The sequence below is a fragment of the Niabella ginsenosidivorans genome (assembly GCF_001654455.1).
Taxonomy (GTDB): Bacteria; Bacteroidota; Bacteroidia; order Chitinophagales; family Chitinophagaceae; genus Niabella; species Niabella ginsenosidivorans.
Genome location: NZ_CP015772.1, coordinates 2,824,935 through 2,842,246, shown reverse-complemented (window position 1 = coordinate 2,842,246; position 17,312 = coordinate 2,824,935). Strand labels below are relative to the sequence as shown.

The window sequence follows — 17,312 nt, the reverse complement described above, 5'->3', positions numbered from 1 at the left end:
TCCTACATTCCCACATTTTTAAATTACTATAAAATGGCAAAAGCAGCTTCAAAGAACGCGAAGGTAAAAGATGCTAAAGCAGCAGCAGAGTCTAAAAACTGGACGAAGGTGATCCGTGCGATCCGCAGCCCTAAAACAGGCGCTTATACTTTCAAAGAGCAGATTGTGCATAAAGAGAAGGTAAAAGACTTTTTAGCTCAGAAATAAATCTGCCTTTAATATGATATTGGAAAAGCTGTTCGTTTCAATAACGAATGGCTTTTGTTTTTTTGTTTGAAGTTTGACGGTTCCTGATTGTTGTTGCATCTTTGCCGGAAAACAACCTCAAACCATAAACCTATAAATAAGTATGAGTCTTTTTAAAAAACTGTTTGGTAAAAAGGAAAAAGAATCGCTTGACCAGGGATTGCAAAAAACCAAGGAAGGATTCCTTTCTAAAATAAGTAAAGCAATTGCCGGTAAAAATACGGTTGACGAGGAAGTGCTGGATAACCTGGAGGAAGCACTGGTGAGTGCAGATGTGGGGGTGGATACCACTGTGCGGATCATTGACCGTATTGAGCAGCGGGTGGCAAAGGATAAATACATGGGCACCGGTGAGCTGAACCGCATTCTTCAGGAAGAGATTGAAAACATCCTCGTGGAAGCCCCTTCTGCTGTGAGCTACACCTTTGACGGGGAAATGCCCGCGAAACCGTATATCATATTGGTGGTGGGCGTAAATGGTGTTGGCAAGACCACTACCATCGGTAAGCTGGCCTATAACTTTAAAAAAGCAGGTAAGAATGTATTATTAGGTGCCGCTGATACTTTCCGCGCGGCGGCTGTAGACCAACTGACCATCTGGAGCGAACGTGTAGGTGTGCCTATTGTAAAGCAGGAAATGGGCAGTGACCCTGCTGCTGTGGCTTTTGACACGGCTCAAAGCGCTATGAGCCGGGGCAGTGATGTAGTGATCATAGATACTGCCGGGCGTTTGCACAACAAAGCGCATCTGATGGATGAACTGAATAAGATCAAGCGCGTACTGCAAAAGTTTGTTCCCTTTGCCCCACATGAAGTATTGCTGGTACTGGATGGGTCTACGGGGCAAAACGCATTGGAACAGGCAAAACATTTTACAGCGGCAACGGATGTAACCGCACTGGCCATTACCAAGCTGGATGGCACGGCAAAAGGAGGCGTAGTGCTGGCTATTGCCGACCAGTTTAAGATTCCCGTAAAGTTTATTGGTGTAGGTGAAAAAATGGAAGACCTGCTGGTATTTGATAAGCATGAGTTTGTAGACAGCCTGTTCAGTTTGAAATAGCCCCCTGTCCTTATGGAATAGCCGCGGGTGCTTACCCTGCCTGCTAGGAAGATCTGCGTTTGAGAAAATAACCGCCCAAAAAGGTAACCAGTGGAACAATAATAGCTGTGATGGTATATTTTGGATCGTCTGATAAGAACTCCATCCATTTAGACCAGAAAGACCGGACATCCACCTGCACCGTTACATATAACATTTTTTCCCCCAGTTTTATGGGCTGGTTATACCGGTCAATACCTTTAAAAATAAATGAGATAACGGTTTTACCAGTTACCGATCTGGGCTTCAGTTCCCAGTTCCATTCCAGTTCTTTTTCGCCCGGGGCAAAGGATTGAATGGAATCACTGCCTGTAGTAGTAACCGTAAAAATGCTTTCATCACATTGCAGTTGCACTTCCATTTTATTATATACCTGCAATTGTTTTTGGTAAAGATTGTCTTTTATAGAACCGGTATTCTCATTTTCCTGTTTGCTGAGGTCCGTGACCAGGTCTGTAATCGCTTTGTTTAGTTCATTTTTTGTGATTCTTGCCGTTATTATATTCTGACTGTTCTTGATCATTTTATCCGGACAGTACACCAGTGCATAACCTGTTTGTGCACTATCAGCCTTTGCTGCAGGTTGGATCAGAGGGGTTGGAGCCACTTTAGAGCTGTCGTCCCGTGTAAATCTATGATAACGGCGTGCAGGGCCATCTGTATTATTTTTTGGGATAATAGCCGTGTCGGTACTGTTGCTTATCGTATCCTCCGTGGCTGGTTCGGGGATAACAGCGGAATCAGTGCTGTTTTGAGCAGGAGTGTTTTGGTTACTGTTGCAGGACGTTAAAACAACAGCAGCAAAAAACAATAATATGAACAACAACCGGTTTGTCACGATTTAATTAAACGGATAAAATTTATGAGGCCGAAAAATATTTATTTATATAAAGCTATTACGATTGCCGGTCAGAGACCATCGCTATTTGTAGGTATTTTTAAATAAATGCTCTTTCTTATAAGATTGAACAGCTTGTCAGGATCCGGGATATTCATTTTTTGAGTGTTTTTTCATCAGACTTCTTTTTTATGAGGAAGGCCAAACAGCTGAAGCGCTCAACTAATCAACTCATAACTCTCCACTGATAACTGGTATCTGATAATTATACCTTGATGTCCTGTACACGACGGCTCAAGAGTGCAACGACCGCCTGAATGGGCGAGCCGGTCAGGCAAAGAACCTGGATGTCATCAGCACAACAGCTGTGGTTAAAATAAAAATAGTCAACTGCCAGGCATATTGTAACCGGAATTGTTCCCTGTCAATTTCTTTATTATAGTGCAGTAAACTTGTGAACGGTTGTTCGTTTACTGATGCAGTCTTTTATATTTGTAGAAAATAAAACGATCCGTTATGAATTTCCAGCTGTCAGAAGAACAACAAATGATCCGGCAAGCGGCCAGGGATTTTGCGCAACAGGAATGTTTGCCGGGTGTTATTGAGCGGGATGAGCAACAAAAATTTCCCAGGGAACAGATTGAAAAGCTGGCAGACCTTGGTTTTATGGGAATGATGGTACGGCCTGAATATGGTGGTGCCGGGCTGGACACGATCAGCTATGTGCTTGCGATGGAAGAAATTTCAAAGGTGGATGCCAGTGTGAGCGTTTGTATGAGCGTAAACAACAGCCTGGTATGCTACGGGTTGCAGGAATACGGATCTGAAGCGCAGCAACAAAAATATCTGAAACCGCTGGCACAGGGGAAAAAGGATGGCCAGTTATACATTGGCGCTTTTTTACTGAGTGAGCCGGAAGCGGGCAGTGATGCCACCAGTCAGCAAACAACTGCGGAAGATAAAGGAGACCATTATGTAATTAACGGTACCAAGAACTGGATTACGAATGGCAGCAGTGCCTCTGTATATCTTGTAATGGCCCAGACAGATAAGGCAAAAGGGGCAAAAGGCATTAATGCCTTTATTGTAGAAAAAGACTGGCCGGGTGTTACTGTTGCGGCTAAAGAGAACAAGCTGGGAATTCGTGGCAGCGATACGCATACGATCCTGTTCTCTGATGTAAAAGTACCCAGGGAGAACCGGATAGGGGAAGAGGGCTTTGGATTCAAATTTGCCATGAAAACACTGGCCGGAGGCCGCATTGGCATTGCATCACAGGCGTTGGGCATTGCCGGCGGTGCTTTTGAACGTGCACGGGATTATGCCAGAACACGTAAGTCATTTGGAACGGAAATTATGAACCATCAGGCGATTGCTTTTAAACTGGCGGATATGGCATTGAAAATTGAAGCCGCGCGGCTGCTTTGCTTAAAGGCAGCATGGGAAAAGGACAATCACCAGGACTACAGCATCAGCTCTTCTATGGCAAAACTGTATGCTTCGGAAACGGCTATGTGGGCTGCTATTGAAGCCGTTCAGGTGCATGGAGGCTATGGGTTTGTAAAGGAATATCATGTAGAGCGTTTGATGCGCGATGCAAAGGTTACCCAGATCTATGAAGGTACCAGCGAAGTGCAGCGGATTGTGATCAGCAGGGGGATTCTGCAATGATTTTGGGATATAAAAGTGGATCTGTCATAAGAATGATATTAAAAAGTATTGATCCAGCCCTGGTCTGTTGCTCAAAATAAAGCAATAAAATATAAAGAGGTTGCCATAGCGAAGGGGTAATACAGAACTTTGTTATTATATGTTTTTAAGATTTTACAGTATGAAACAACTGGTTATTCTCTGGCTGCTGCTGTCAGCCTTTATGAATGCAGGCGCACAGGGCAATGACCTAACTGAGCAACAGGGTGCTCATACGCCCATGATGGGGTGGTCCAGTTGGAACCAGTTTCATGTGGGGATTAGTGAAAAGATCATTAAAGCGCAGGCTGATGCGTTGGTTGCCAGTGGCATGAAGGCTGCCGGTTACCGGTTTATAAATATTGATGACGGTTTTTTTGGCGGCAGGGATAAAGATGGGAATTTATTGTTTAACAGTAAACGATTTCCTGCCGGTATGGCTGCTATAGCACGTTATATTCATTCAAAGGGGCTAAGTGCCGGTATTTACAGTGATGCGGGGATCAATACCTGCGGTTCTTACTGGGATCATGACAGCATAAGTATTGGCATGGGTTTATATGGCCATGAAAAAGCGGATCTGCACCGGCTCTTAAAGGAATGGGGATTTGATTTTATAAAAGTAGACTGGTGCGGGGGCGACTGGCTGGGGCTGGATGAACAGACGCGGTATACTGAAATCGGGCGGCTCATACAGGAAATAAAACCCGGAGCCCTGTATAATGTATGTCGTTGGAAATTCCCAGGCAAATGGGTGGTGCATATTGCTAACTCATGGCGCGTTTCGGCAGATATCAGCGCCTCGTTTGAATCGATCCTGAAGATCATTGACCTGAATGCAGATCTGTGGCCGTACTCCGGCCCCGGGCACGTAAATGACATGGATATGCTGCAGGTAGGAAGAGGGATGAGCTTTGAAGAAGATAAAGCTCACTTTTCTATGTGGTGTATGCTCAACTCCCCGTTGCTGGCAGGCAACGATCTTACCCGTATGAGCAAAGAAACCCGCTCAATCCTTACCAACAGGGAAATGATCGCCATTAACCAGGATCCCCTGGTATACCAGGCAAGACGCCTGGCTGATTATGGTGACCAGGAAGTATGGGCAAGACCGCTGAAGCATACGATGAGCGGTGAAATTGCAATAGCGCTCCTGAACCGGTCTGCAACAAAAAAGAATATTTCTTTTAACATGGATGATTTAAGCATCGATAGTAAAAAAGGCTATACCCTGCATAATATATGGGAGCAAAAAGATATAGCAATAACCCGGCAGGCCGTACAATCTTTTGAAGTGCCCGGCCACGGGGTTATTGTGCTTATAGCAAAAGGTGTATCGTTGCCCTACAATGTATTCCAGTATGCCACTGGGAAACAGCCGCAGTAATCTGTTAGCAGAATCTGTTGTATTTTTACGGCATGTCTGTAAATGAAAAGAATTATAAAGCAATACTGGAAAAAACGGCTGCTGCACATGCTACATTGGTTGCCGTTTCCAAAACAAAACCTGCAAGTGATATTCAAATGCTGTATGACCTGGGCCAGCGTGCTTTTGGAGAGAATTATGTACAGGAGCTGGTAGAGAAGGAGGCCGTTTTACCAAAAGATATCCACTGGCATTTTATCGGACACCTGCAGTCCAATAAAGTAAAATATATAGCCCCTTTTGTACATCTGATCCACGGGGTGGATAGCTTTAAGCTGCTGACCGAGATTGATAAGCAGGCAGCCAAACATCACCGGATCATCAATTGCCTGTTACAGGTTCATATAGCAAAGGAAACGACCAAGTTCGGATTTGATAAGGAAGAGGTTTTTGAGCTGATGAATACAATTGGTAAATACAGGCAGTTGCAGGCATTACAGCATATAAATATTTGCGGCCTGATGGGTATGGCCTCTTTTACGGATGATACGGCTCTGGTTCAACGGGAGTTTGAATATTTGAGCAGGCTCTTTATCCGGCTTCAAACTGAAAATCCCTGTTTCCGGATCCTGTCAATGGGCATGAGCGGCGATTATGAGCTGGCACTTGAACAGGGCAGCACTATGGTGCGGGTAGGAAGCCTGCTGTTTGGTGCGAGAGCTTAAAACCGCGTGTAGACTGCTATCTGTATAATATTGTTCATTGTGTTATTGTCAGCTCCTTTGATCATTTGGTTCAGGTAACCAGCTTCTATATCCAGTTTGGAACTGGCACGGAATCCGGCGGCTATATATGCACGGTTCTGATCAAAGACGGATCCATTGACCTTAATTTTATTCTGGATATTAAAAAAGAGTTCATTTTGTAAGGCAATGAAGGGGCCCTTTTTAAAACCATTGGGAGTTGGTATCAATGGCTGTATATCGCGGAAAAAATAACGGAAGCGCTGCGCAAAGAGTGTTTCGTTGGTACGCCCTATGAAGCGTTGCTCCAGCCGGAAACGATGGCTCAGGGAGCCGTTCCGCACAGGATGGCTGATCGTATACTGCTCCCAGATGCGGTGCTCTGTCAGCGTTTTGCCGTTAGCTGCTGTTGGAGCAGGAAAAGTGGGTGTATACAGATACCCTGCTGTGGCTGTTTGGTTGGGCCTGATGTAATAGTTGATCCCCGGTCTCAGCAACAGATTGCGTATCCGGGTCCAGTTATCGTAAGTACGCATCTGTACATCAAAATACAATCCCCATTTGGCATTTAGTTTTGTGTTATTAAACCAGGCTGCCCAGCCGGTTTGCTCATAACGTGTCTGGCAATAAGCCTTAAAGGGCAGATAGAACAGCAGGGCTAAAACGAGTATCCGGATCAGCATTTGTTTATTTTTTAAAACAGACTCCCGAAAGAATTGTTTAAATTTGAGTAGAAAAATACTATATGAAATACACTGCATACACCTTATTGCTGTTAACCAGCTTGTGGGCCTGTAAAAAAGAAACCGTTCCGGGCAACCCTTCTCCTGAAGATACCACACAATTAAAGAACTATAATAAAAACCTTACCATCGTAAACTGGAATATGGAATGGTTTGGAGATGCTTCGGCCTTTAAAGGAGACCTTAATGAACAGGCTGCAAATGCCGGGCTGATCCTGAACTACCTGAAAGCAGATTTGTATGGTTTGTGTGAAGTGGTGGACACGGCCCGCTTTGGCAATATGATCCGGCAATACCTGGGAAATGAGTTCAGGTACCTGATAAGCCCTTACCCAAAAATTGATCAGAAGCTTGCGATTGTTTATAACCGGAATATTTTCAGGAATGTAAGCGCACGGCCCTTTATGGCGGTGAGCGCTACAGCCGCGGTAAGTTTTGCAAATGGCCGGTTCCCTTTTTTATTTATGGCGGATGCCGTTGTTAACGGCACAAGGAAACGGGTATACCTTATTCTGCTGCACGCAAAATCCGGAACAACGGTTGAAGCTTACACGCACCGGCTTGATGGTTCAGCAGAACTGAAAGATAGCCTGGATCATTACTGGAGTGATCAGGATGGTATGATACTTGGCGATTATAATGACCATTTTAATAACAGCATCCTGGAAGGCAGGATATCACCTTATAAAAACTTTACGGATGATACCTTAAGCTATTTACCGGTAACCTTACCGCTTAACAGTCCGGGGCACCAGTCTACTATTGGGTATCCCAATTCCGTTATTGATCAGCAGATTGTTACCGGTAATATGAAGCAATGGTATATGAGCAACTCTGTTCAGATAAGAACCGATGTGCAGCTTATAGTGCCCCGTTATACAACAAATAATACTTCAGATCATTACCCTGTGTCTTCTGTTTTCCGGGTTACTGATTAATGGAGGCCTGAGGGCCCCTGTACGGCACGATTTTTCTGTCTGTAGTAATAAAATGGCCGGTTATTTAATTTCAAAACAATGATTTACTGGCACTTAAAAAATTTGTATTTGGCCTGTTGTATATTGTAACTTTACCAAAGTTCTTTTCTTTCATTTTTTCATCTAAAAACGTTTCGTTATGACAGTTTTACATCGTATCGGATTCTGGGGCGAAACGCACCATCCCAAGTGGATGGATATTGTGCGGATAGGTCTTGGCCTTTTTTTGATTTATAAAGGTGTTCAGTTTGCTCAGAACTATACTGTTCTGATGAGCCTTATGCCGGGATGGATGTCATTTGGCTCTTTTTCTGAACTGCTGGTAGGCCATTATATTGTAGGCGCACATATATTGGGTGGCGTGCTGCTTACCCTGGGCTGGCTTACAAGGGCTGCCTGTATTATGCAGATCCCTGTTTTGCTGGGAGCTGTTTTCCTCGGGCAGGAGCTTCCGGATGTTATGCTCCCGTTCTCTAACCTGTTCCTGGCAATTATTGTATTATTGCTGCTGATCTATTTTCTTATTGCAGGTAACGGGACATGGTCTTTTGATGCAATGCATGTAGGTGAAGCAGAAAAGTAAAGTAACATAACATGGATCATTTCTATTGAACCGGCAGTCCTGTTATTTATTACCGGCAGGTCCGTGCTTTTGGGATCGTCAATCAGGTTGTCATTACATTATATGTTGGTCTGATATTCTTATGGAATAATAAAACATCCGGTTATTGCTGCCGGATGTTCTTATTTGCTTTAGCTGGTTGCCAGCCGGAAGCCGATCGGGGCCGGTTTTGCCTGTTTTCCGGCAACCGGTTCAAAATTACAGATCTCCGCCAAAGTGCTGGGCTCTGTAATGTTTTGCGGGTATCCCAGATGGCATGCCAGCGCCCGGGCCTTTTCCACGCTCAATTTCCTGAATTCATATTTTGCAATGAGCCGGCCCTCTCTCAGCAGTGCTTCATCAATAAGGGTGAGTGCGCTGTTAAAAGTGCAGATGAGCTGAATGTTTAAAAAGTCGGCCAGTAACCCGTCTGATATATTCAACAGATCAGATACCGATGAACCGGAGCTGTAGCGACGGTCCATAATAATATTTTCAGCATCTTCAATGATCAGTACCGTATCCGGGTTATTAATCAGCAACTGGATAAAATCCGGGCTGATCAGGTTGCCTGCAACGGAAGGTGAGAGGAAAAGCACCCGCTTTCTGATCTTTCCCACCAGGTACCTGAGGTACGAGGTTTTCCCTGTTCCGGGCAAGCCGTGCAGCAGTACAATGCCCTTATCTTTTTTCCGGTTCAGCCGCTGGCGGATACACGAGTCCACTGCTTTGAAATCATCTTCATAAAAAAGATCCAGATCGAGCCTGTTTCTTTTTATTTCCATTGATTTTAGCAGCAGCCTGTTCCCGTCGCGGACGATCAGGTTAATTTCCAGTGGCTCCTTTTTTTTCTTTTCGTGGAATTGCTGCAGCAGGTGCACGATTTCCCGGATCAGCAGATCATTGTTTCCATCGTGCAGGATCTCACACCAGTACTCATCCAGTTCCAGGATACAGCCGTCGTTTAAAAGGAAGATCGCTGTATCATACTGGAACTTTTTATTTTTCCGCTTGAACCATTGACGCTGGAAAATGTGCCTGGTCCGACCGGCCAGCAGTTCTTTCAATGCAGTAAAAGCCTTACTGCCATCCAGCTGACCTATGAACAGTGTGCAGGGCAATTTGCCGAATTCATGAAGATACAGCACTTTTGCATTGATAAACGCATCTCCGAAAAGCTCATTGGTGTTGATTACTTTTTGTATTGATTCCTGTTCCATTTTTTGTTTTTTAACTTTAGTACCTCATCAGACAGGAGGCTATAAAGTGGTTGATATTGGTGCTTTTTGCAACGGCCTTATTGAACAACTCTGTTGGCACAGCTGGAGCTTGCAAAGGCGTTTGGTTTTGCCTTACAGGTCCAGCCCATTCCTGAAACGTACCCTATGGCTTCGTGGAGCGCGGCATTACTTCTATATGCAGCAGAAGTGTTAATGTCTATATGCAGCTCCGGAGCGATCCTGTGTCTTTTAAAGACCTCATTCAGTTGTAACGTCAGCTGAACGGTTTTATCTACTTCCATTAACAGGCGCTCCCGGATGCTCATTTTTTTATGCAGCAGTTCTTTCTGCAGAAAAAGAAAAGCGCCCTTTCCTCTTCGTACAAAAACGATCACTGTTGCAAATTCAATAACGGCGCCTTTTACCTGGCTGTCGGTGCCCAGGCATACCTGTATAGTATTGCCGGCTTCCTGTTCCGTTATTAATGCCTTGTTCACTTCTTCAGCAACCGGTCCGCTTAAAAATGTTCCACCGAACCGCTGCCATTGTTGTTGTTCCATCGGTTTTAATTTTAGTCATCAATCTGTTCATTTTTGTTTTTAACACAGGAATCAAACCTGTATCAATGATTGCGTAGATCATATTGACCCTTATACCCAATCCATATATCGGTAGTGCCCAAAGGACTCAAACCTTTTTGTCCTGTCTTCAGTACCAATCAGATCGTACGGCTTTCAGGTCCGAACAGAAGACGATCAATCAGTATTTACCTTTCAAAAAGAAAGGAGAGCGAGCAGGTTGCCCTTACACCAGGCCGTATTGGTTATGGCACTTTATCTGTTAAGCTCTGATCCGCATAAACATCCCGCTGCATCCGCGGGGCATGTTTCTCCTTTCTCTGCAATTAACCGGTTACCGTAATCTTACAGAAGCAGGGTCATCGATCCGCGTTCCGGAAGATTCGTTTTTTATATTAGTCGTTTTTTTGCTGCCGGTTATTCTTTCCACTATAAATACCAACAGGATAATTATAAAAATGATGTTCATAGCATACCTCCTTTTTGAATAATAAAAAACCCGGTCTTTTCCGGACCGGGTTTTTATTATGCTCACATGCAGCTCTATTCCTGATGCTGATATAAAAACTCCGGTCTTGGGTTTGCTGATTTACGAATGCGCAGGTGCATAGCTCCGCCATTGGGCCAGCAGGGGAACTGTGCCGCTATTGTAAATCGACTGGATAATTCTGTCCGTTTCATTTTTTTGCGTATAAACAAAAACCCCGCAATTGCTTGCGGGGCCTGTGTTTTATTAAAAAAGATATTTTTTAATTTTCTGCAGCTAATGCCCCGCAACGGGTATTCAGCCCTTCCGGGCTGAACCACGCTTTTGTTTCAATATATAAATAATTGCGTTGCATTTTATATTGTTTTTATTTGCGGATGCAAAGTTGTAACTCCTTTTTTATATTACAAAATTTTTTTTGATATTTTTTTGTATAACAACATATATGTTTTGTGTTTAGCTGTAAGTGGTATGAAATACCGTTGTTGTATTATTTTTGAAATACAAATAAAAAATCATGATCATAATAAAGCAGATTGAGATGCAGGACAGGCTTTACAAACAGGAACAGGATTTACGGAACCGTATTCTGCTGCGGCCGATCGGTTTACCGGATCATGGCTGGGAGATGGATGATCATAAAGCCTGGCATTTTGTTGCAGTGGAAAAGGATAAAGTGGTAGGATGTGTGATCCTGGTGCCGCTGGATCAGGAGCACCGGAGCGCACAGCTAAAGCAAATGGCAGTGGAAACGACCTGCCAGTATAAAGGCATTGGCCGGTTGCTGGTGGAAGCATTACTGGTATTTGCAAAAGAAAAGAAATTCAGAGAGATCACCTGTCATGCACAGGACACAGCGATCCTGTTTTACTTAAAAAATGGTTTTGAGATCTATGATGAACCATTTGTGGAAGTTGGTGTGCCGCATCATCATATGCGGATCTTTTTAGATGCTATTCCTGCCTATTGAAGGCAGGAAACTAAACAATTCAACAGATTCTCTTTTTGAGAGGGATGCGGATAAGGAGCGAAAGCGGTATTTTTACAAATGCACATTAATAAATAATAGATGAAACAAGCTGTACAAATAATAGCGGCTACCTTGTTGCTGGCCTGCAATACGGGGCCAGATAAAGAAAGTGAAAGTGCCAAAGCACCTGTTGTGACCGGCATTAGCGAGTATGAGGGCGTGCTGCCTTGCGCAGATTGCCCGGGCATACAAACAAATCTCAGGCTGCTGGAAGACAGCTCACTGTTTATTCTTACGGAGAAATATGAAGGGCGTAAAGGCATATACCAGGAAAAAGGAGCCTTTGAACTGCATCCTGCTGATACAACAATGGTGCTTACCCTAAAGAACGGAAAGCGATTTTTTAAAGTTGCGGTGGGGCAATTAATACAACTGGATCAGAACGGAACGTCAATCAAAGGCAGCAGTACAGGCCGGTATATCCTTAAAAAAATACATTAAAGGTACGCGGCCTCATTTTAGGCAGGAACATGCGGTTGATCTTCCCTCAGCAGACCATGTTTGTTTTACTAACTGCTATGGATCAGCAATTGATTGCGGGTTTTGCCATTAATGAAAAGCTGTATCGCTTGTATAGTTAATGAATGCGATCACCTCTCAGTTCCATTTCCTGCATAATGGAAGCTTCATGCTTCAGCCATTCAGTCCATCTTTTACGTACCTGGTCTTTGGGCAGATATTCTTCCGCTAACTCTATGAATAAGGTGTAATGACCGGCCTCGCTTTCCATAAAGCGGCGATAGAATCTGCTCAGGTAGGCATCGTTCAACCCCTCGCTTAAGCGTTTAAAACGCTCGCAGCTTCTTGCTTCTATCATTGCCATGGTCAGCAGTTTATCCAGAAAAACAGCATCGGGGCTGCCCCCTTTTGACTGAAACTGAAGCAGGGCATTTACATATGTGTCCTTACGCTGCCGGCCCAGTTGTAATCCTCTTTTTTCCAGTTCCTGCAATACCAGGCGAAAATGGCCCCATTCTTCTGTAACAATCGGAGCGAGGGCTTTTACCAGTTTATCTTTATCACTATAACGCTGTATAATGGAAATACAGCTGGTAGCTGCTTTTTGCTCGCAATAAGCATGATCTGTAAGAATAGCTTCCAGGGATATTTCTGCAAGATTGACCCAGCGCGGGTCTGTAGGCAGTTGCAGTCCCAAGATGTTTTTTGTATCCTGTGAAAGTTCCATGGATGCGAATTTAGTTAGTTTTATACGCTTCCGGGCTTTTATTACAGCAGCAGATCTGCAATTTTATTTTTTTGCACCGGTTATAAACTGCCGGTACTATAAGAACTGCTTTTTCAGTCGGGCATCCCAATGAATGAGTCTGTATCGATGTTTTACTGTAAGAATGCCCGTTATTGATTCTGAAGCTCCCGTATTTCTGCGTATCCTCCAAACTCAAAAATAGGGCAGCTTTTAATAATGCCGGCTGCTTCATCCAGGTCTCCTGCATTGATCAGGAGGAAACCACCAACAATCTCTTCTCCGTTTTTATGAATATCAGTTGTAATGGTATTACCATCCGGTGCAATCATTCTGCCATTCAGCGTTAGTCCGCTGCCTCCATTAATCGTGCCTTTGCTGATCAGCTCATCCATCCACTGTTTCCAGTTTTCCTGGTGCTGTTGAATGGCTTCCGGGGTGTGCTGCTCTTTTCTGCCATCAGGCTCGCGAAATAAAACGATATACTTCATTTACTGGAATTTTTTATTAAGTTATAAATAGCTTTTTAGATCAGTAGGTTACCGGCCGGACCGCATCGCCTTCAGAACCTTTAACCTCTTATCTTTTGAAAAATCTTCATATTCTTTTGACCCGACACTGTAGAGGGCTATTTTTCCTTCAGCATTGCTGTGTATGCCCCATCCGTAACGTTTGGTAAGCGGGGAGGCCCGCAAACATGGCTGGCCCTTTGAAAAGAACTTTTCCTGCTCCTTTTTATATTGTGCTCTGGTAAGATCATTTTTACAGGCATATACCTGAAACAGCACATCGTCCGAGGTATATTTATAGGGATTCTTATGAATCATTTCAAACTGGATGCTGGCTGCAGTTTTTTTGTTGTCTTTTAAAGGGGGAACCTGGCCCTGTTGTACAGGGCAGTCTTCTGCAACCCGGATAAATGTATCAAAATAATTAGTAGTATGTGGTTTCATCTTTTTGCGTAAAGATAAACAGCCTTTTTTAATCTATTGTGGTATTAACAATAGCACGCCGGGCAACTTTTGCTGCAAACCACCTTTGATAAATATGTCTTATTATGCAGACGTACTATTTTCTTCAAAATTTATATTACGCTGTGCTGCGGCTCTGTAGTTGTTTTGTACGGATCTATAAATAGTGCGCCGGTGCGCTGCACTTTTACCATGCTATATAGAAAGCATAGCTGCAGAGTGGCCAAAGGTTCGCAGCAGCAATCTACCATAGCCTAAGAGGCCCGTATCGCCGCGATATTAAGAATAAGGTGGAGCGAATATAGTTAATGGCCGGAGGGAATACTTCGGACGGAGCTGAAAGCCTGATACCCCGTTTTTATCAGAACTATTTCAGAGATATGTTCACACGATAGAACACCAAGAGAGAAGGATAAATGTTCCTGTATAATACAAGTACATCTGTAGGATTATTTAACCGAGCAAATTGCGCTGTACTTATTGAAAATCAATCGTTAAAATGTTTTGATGATGCCTGTTCAATATCGGTAACAATTAATTTGAAATTTCCTTTTTATGCGTTACCTTTGCAGCCGAAAATATTGAATAGAAAAAATCGGATGATCCTTTAAAAGTTTAAAGATGCCAATTACAAAAGAAAGAAACAAAGAAATTTTTACAGAGTTTGGTGGTAAAGCTACAAATACCGGGTCTATTGAAGGCCAGGTAGCTCAGCTTACTGAGCGCATTGCACAAATAAGTGCACACCTAAAAGAAAATAAGAAAGATTTTTCAGGCAACCGGGGATTAATGCAACTGGTTGGTAAACGTAAACGTTTGCTGGCATACCTTCAGAAACACAACCTGGAAGGATATCGTGCATTAATTGAGAAACTGGGCTTAAGAAAATAAATTTTCCCAATCCCAAAGGGTATTGGCGAATTGTGTTTATCCGGTTTTGATTGTTGCAATCAATGCTTTTATAATAATCTGTTCCCAATGTCCGCAGGATGTTGGGAATAGCTGTTTTTATACTTGCCCGTTTTAACTGAATAAAGTGATCCAATATCAGGAAAACGATGCTGCCGGATGTACTGCCAGTAGGCAGTTGGTGAATGCCGGCTGTTAAGACCGGGCGCATTTATTAAAAAAAATCAAGTTTATTTTATGTTACAACAACCTATCAGAAAGGTATTTGATATAGGAGATGGAAGAGAAGTGACCATAGAAACCGGCCGCCTGGCCCGCCAGGCCGATGGATCAGTGACGGTGTCTATGGGTAAATGTATGTTGCTGGCTACTGTAGTAGCCAATAAAGAACCCAAGGAAGGCCAGAGCTTTTTTCCTTTAACGGTGGACTATCAGGAGAAGTTTGCTTCTGCCGGCCGTATACCGGGCTCTTTCTTTAAAAGGGAAGGCCGTTTGAGCGATTATGAGGTATTGACCTCCCGGCTGATTGACCGGGCATTGCGTCCTCTGTTCCCCGATGATTATTTATGCGAGGTGCAGGTGCTGGTAACGCTGATCAGCAGTGATCCTGAAATATTGCCGGATGCTATGGCCTGCCTGGCTGCATCTGCTGCTTTGGCAGTGTCTGATGTGCCTATTAAAGAAATTATCAGCGAAGTGCGGATTGGCCGCGTGAACGGACAGTTTAAAATAAATCCCACCCGTTCTGAAATGGAAAACTCTGATATGGACTTTATCATTGCGGCTACTGAAAAGAACCTGATGATGGTAGAGGGAGAGTCTGAAGAGTGCAGCGAGGATGACCTGGTGGCAGCATTGGGTGTGGCGCATGAAGCCATCCGTGTTCAGATTAAGGCGCAGGAAGAACTACGTGCGCTTAAAGGTGTTTCCGGAAAAAGGGAATACACCAAACCAGCCCAGGATGAAGCGTTACGTGAAAAAGTGTACGGCTTTGCACAGTCAAAAGTGTATGAAGTGGCTAAAGGAAAGCTGGGCAAACATGAACGTACTGACCGCTTTGAAGCTATTGAGGAAGAAATGCTGAAAAGCTTTGAAGAAGCCGCCACCGAAGAAGCTCCTTTTACCGATGAACAAAAGAAAATGGCGAAAAACTATTTTCATGACCTGCAGTATGACGTGGTAAGAGACATGATCCTGAATGAGCGCATAAGACTGGACGGCCGCTCTTTAACAGAGATCAGGCCGCTGGATATGGAAGTGGATGTTTTACCTTCTCCCCACGGATCAGCATTATTTACACGTGGTGAAACACAATCATTAACTACTGTTACCTTAGGTACAGCTTTAGATGAATTACTGGTGGAATCAGCTGCCAAATCAGAATATTCCAAATTTATTCTGCATTATAATTTTCCTCCGTTCTCAACCGGCGAAGTGAAAATGATGCGGGGCCCCGGCCGTAGAGAAGTAGGACATGGCAACCTGGCCATGCGGTCTTTGAAACAAATGATGCCGGACAGCGGGGATGATTTTGGTTATACGGTTCGCGTGGTGAGCGATATTCTGGAATCGAATGGTTCATCTTCTATGGCTACTGTTTGCGCCGGCTCTCTTGCGTTAATGGACGCGGGTGTGCCCATTCCAAAGCATGTATCCGGAATTGCTATGGGATTGATTACCAAAGAAGAAAAGTTCGCTATTTTAAGTGATATTTTAGGCGATGAGGATCACCTGGGCGATATGGACTTTAAAGTTACCGGTACCCGTGATGGTATTTGCGGTGTACAAATGGACATAAAGGTAGACGGCCTTCCTATGGAAGTAATGAAGCAGGCCCTGGAGCAGGCAAAAGCCGGCCGTCTGCATATTCTGGAAGCCATGTATAAAACAATTCCGGAAGCACGTGCTGAGGTAAAACCGCATGCACCACGTGTTGTGAAAATGTTTATCGACAAAGAATTTATTGGTGCTGTGATAGGGCCTGGTGGTAAAGTGATCCAGGAAATGCAACGGGAAACCGGAACCACCATTAATATTGAAGAAGTCAATAACAGGGGTGAGATCAGCATTTTTGGTATTGAGAAGACTGCTGTTGAAAAGGCAGAAAACTGGATCAAAGGTATTGTTGCCGTTCCTGTTGTAGGTGAAGTATATGATGCCGTTGTGAAAGGTATTAAGGAATTTGGAGCTTTTGTGGAATTCCTGCCCGGCAAACAGGGCCTGGTACATATCAGTGAAATCAGCTGGAAGCGCCTGGAAACCCTGGATGGGGTAGTAAAAGAAGGTGATTCTATGAAAGTAAAGCTGATCGGTACAGATCCTAAATCCGGCAAGTTTAAATTGTCGCGCAAGGCACTGATTCCCCGCCCGGAGAAAAAAGAGAACAAGGGGGAAGCATCCAGCCCGGCATCCGGAAATAATTGATCTTCAGCATTGAATTTGATTACAGGAAACCTTCGCTCCGGCGGAGGTTTTTTATACTGTTCAGGTAAATTAAAGATATCCGTTAATGCTGTTTTGCAGGTATTCCTGTCTGCACTGATGACTTTGGGTTTCCCTGTTTCAATAACATAGGCCCGGAGGGCTTCCGGTAATCATTTTCCTTCTT

At 43.9% G+C, this 17,312-nt stretch carries 20 protein-coding genes; 11 read left to right on the top strand and 9 right to left on the bottom strand.

Features of this window, described 5'->3' with window-relative positions; translation table 11 throughout:
• Positions 1–33 precede the first annotated feature (33 nt).
• The gene (locus A8C56_RS23905; RefSeq protein WP_018628658.1) at positions 34–207 is read left to right on the top strand and encodes a DUF4295 domain-containing protein; all 174 of its coding nucleotides are present in this window, start codon (positions 34–36) and stop codon (positions 205–207) included.
• Positions 208–349: 142 nt separating this feature from the next.
• Entirely contained in the window at positions 350–1,309 is a 960-nt protein-coding gene (ftsY, locus tag A8C56_RS11835; protein WP_067756123.1) for a signal recognition particle-docking protein FtsY, read from the top strand.
• Between the two features lie 43 nt (positions 1,310–1,352).
• Here the strand turns inward: ftsY and A8C56_RS11830 are convergent, their stop codons facing one another.
• Positions 1,353–2,186 (bottom strand): hypothetical protein, encoded by an 834-nt coding sequence (locus tag A8C56_RS11830; protein WP_157097955.1) that lies wholly within the window; start codon positions 2,184–2,186, stop codon positions 1,353–1,355.
• A gap of 516 nt (positions 2,187–2,702) precedes the next feature.
• Here A8C56_RS11830 and A8C56_RS11825 point away from each other — a divergent pair.
• From A8C56_RS11825 to A8C56_RS11815, 3 genes are all read left to right on the top strand, one after another.
• A complete protein-coding gene (locus A8C56_RS11825; protein ID WP_067756117.1) occupies positions 2,703–3,857 on the top strand; it encodes an acyl-CoA dehydrogenase in 1,155 nt (384 codons plus the stop codon).
• 160 nt (positions 3,858–4,017) lie between these two features.
• Positions 4,018–5,262, top strand: coding sequence for a glycoside hydrolase family 27 protein (locus tag A8C56_RS11820; RefSeq protein WP_067761952.1), 1,245 nt, complete (start codon positions 4,018–4,020; stop codon positions 5,260–5,262).
• A gap of 32 nt (positions 5,263–5,294) precedes the next feature.
• Positions 5,295–5,966, top strand: a complete 672-nt coding sequence (locus A8C56_RS11815; RefSeq protein WP_067756114.1) for a YggS family pyridoxal phosphate-dependent enzyme — start codon at positions 5,295–5,297, stop codon at positions 5,964–5,966.
• On the opposite strand, the gene A8C56_RS11810 is transcribed toward A8C56_RS11815, so the two are convergent.
• The gene (locus tag A8C56_RS11810) at positions 5,963–6,667 is read right to left on the bottom strand and encodes a DUF2490 domain-containing protein (RefSeq protein ID WP_067756111.1); all 705 of its coding nucleotides are present in this window, start codon (positions 6,665–6,667) and stop codon (positions 5,963–5,965) included. The genes A8C56_RS11815 and A8C56_RS11810 overlap by 4 nt on opposite strands.
• A gap of 62 nt (positions 6,668–6,729) precedes the next feature.
• Here A8C56_RS11810 and A8C56_RS11805 point away from each other — a divergent pair, with 62 nt between their 5' ends.
• A complete protein-coding gene (locus A8C56_RS11805; RefSeq protein WP_067756108.1) occupies positions 6,730–7,665 on the top strand; it encodes an exonuclease/endonuclease/phosphatase family protein in 936 nt (311 codons plus the stop codon).
• Between the two features lie 178 nt (positions 7,666–7,843).
• Positions 7,844–8,287, top strand: coding sequence for a DoxX family protein (locus A8C56_RS11800; protein WP_067756106.1), 444 nt, complete (start codon positions 7,844–7,846; stop codon positions 8,285–8,287).
• 170 nt (positions 8,288–8,457) lie between these two features.
• Here A8C56_RS11800 and A8C56_RS11795 read toward each other — a convergent pair whose 3' ends face one another.
• The 4 genes from A8C56_RS11795 to A8C56_RS24470 all read right to left on the bottom strand — a co-directional run bounded on the left by A8C56_RS11795 (position 8,458) and on the right by A8C56_RS24470 (position 10,784).
• Positions 8,458–9,525 (bottom strand): AAA family ATPase, encoded by a 1,068-nt coding sequence (locus tag A8C56_RS11795; protein WP_067756103.1) that lies wholly within the window; start codon positions 9,523–9,525, stop codon positions 8,458–8,460.
• A 77-nt stretch (positions 9,526–9,602) separates the two neighbouring features.
• On the bottom strand, positions 9,603–10,085 hold the full coding sequence (locus A8C56_RS11790; RefSeq protein WP_067756100.1) for a ribonuclease H-like YkuK family protein: 483 nt from the start codon (positions 10,083–10,085) through the stop codon (positions 9,603–9,605).
• Between the two features lie 352 nt (positions 10,086–10,437).
• Entirely contained in the window at positions 10,438–10,572 is a 135-nt protein-coding gene (locus A8C56_RS25280) for a hypothetical protein (protein WP_262492402.1), read from the bottom strand.
• A 74-nt stretch (positions 10,573–10,646) separates the two neighbouring features.
• Positions 10,647–10,784 (bottom strand): hypothetical protein, encoded by a 138-nt coding sequence (locus A8C56_RS24470; protein WP_157097954.1) that lies wholly within the window; start codon positions 10,782–10,784, stop codon positions 10,647–10,649.
• 323 nt (positions 10,785–11,107) lie between these two features.
• Here A8C56_RS24470 and A8C56_RS11775 point away from each other — a divergent pair, with 323 nt between their 5' ends.
• Both A8C56_RS11775 and A8C56_RS11770 read left to right on the top strand, forming a co-directional pair.
• Entirely contained in the window at positions 11,108–11,560 is a 453-nt protein-coding gene (locus A8C56_RS11775; RefSeq protein WP_067756091.1) for a GNAT family N-acetyltransferase, read from the top strand.
• A 99-nt stretch (positions 11,561–11,659) separates the two neighbouring features.
• On the top strand, positions 11,660–12,061 hold the full coding sequence (locus A8C56_RS11770; RefSeq protein ID WP_067756088.1) for a copper resistance protein NlpE: 402 nt from the start codon (positions 11,660–11,662) through the stop codon (positions 12,059–12,061).
• Positions 12,062–12,197: 136 nt separating this feature from the next.
• Here A8C56_RS11770 and miaE read toward each other — a convergent pair whose 3' ends face one another.
• The 3 genes from miaE to A8C56_RS11755 all read right to left on the bottom strand — a co-directional run bounded on the left by miaE (position 12,198) and on the right by A8C56_RS11755 (position 13,777).
• Positions 12,198–12,806: a tRNA-(ms[2]io[6]A)-hydroxylase gene (miaE, locus tag A8C56_RS11765; RefSeq protein WP_067756085.1), complete on the bottom strand. Its 609-nt coding sequence runs from the start codon at positions 12,804–12,806 to the stop codon at positions 12,198–12,200.
• Positions 12,807–12,976: 170 nt separating this feature from the next.
• Complete coding sequence (locus A8C56_RS11760; protein WP_067756082.1) at positions 12,977–13,315, bottom strand: YciI family protein; 339 nt, start codon at positions 13,313–13,315, stop codon at positions 12,977–12,979.
• Between the two features lie 48 nt (positions 13,316–13,363).
• Positions 13,364–13,777: a DUF6157 family protein gene (locus A8C56_RS11755; protein ID WP_067756079.1), complete on the bottom strand. Its 414-nt coding sequence runs from the start codon at positions 13,775–13,777 to the stop codon at positions 13,364–13,366.
• Between the two features lie 639 nt (positions 13,778–14,416).
• On the opposite strand from A8C56_RS11755, the gene rpsO reads away from it, so the two are divergent.
• Positions 14,417–14,686 (top strand): 30S ribosomal protein S15, encoded by a 270-nt coding sequence (gene rpsO / locus A8C56_RS11750; protein ID WP_067756076.1) that lies wholly within the window; start codon positions 14,417–14,419, stop codon positions 14,684–14,686.
• Between the two features lie 255 nt (positions 14,687–14,941).
• Complete coding sequence (gene pnp, locus A8C56_RS11745) at positions 14,942–17,128, top strand: polyribonucleotide nucleotidyltransferase (protein ID WP_067756074.1); 2,187 nt, start codon at positions 14,942–14,944, stop codon at positions 17,126–17,128.
• Positions 17,129–17,312 lie beyond the last annotated feature (184 nt).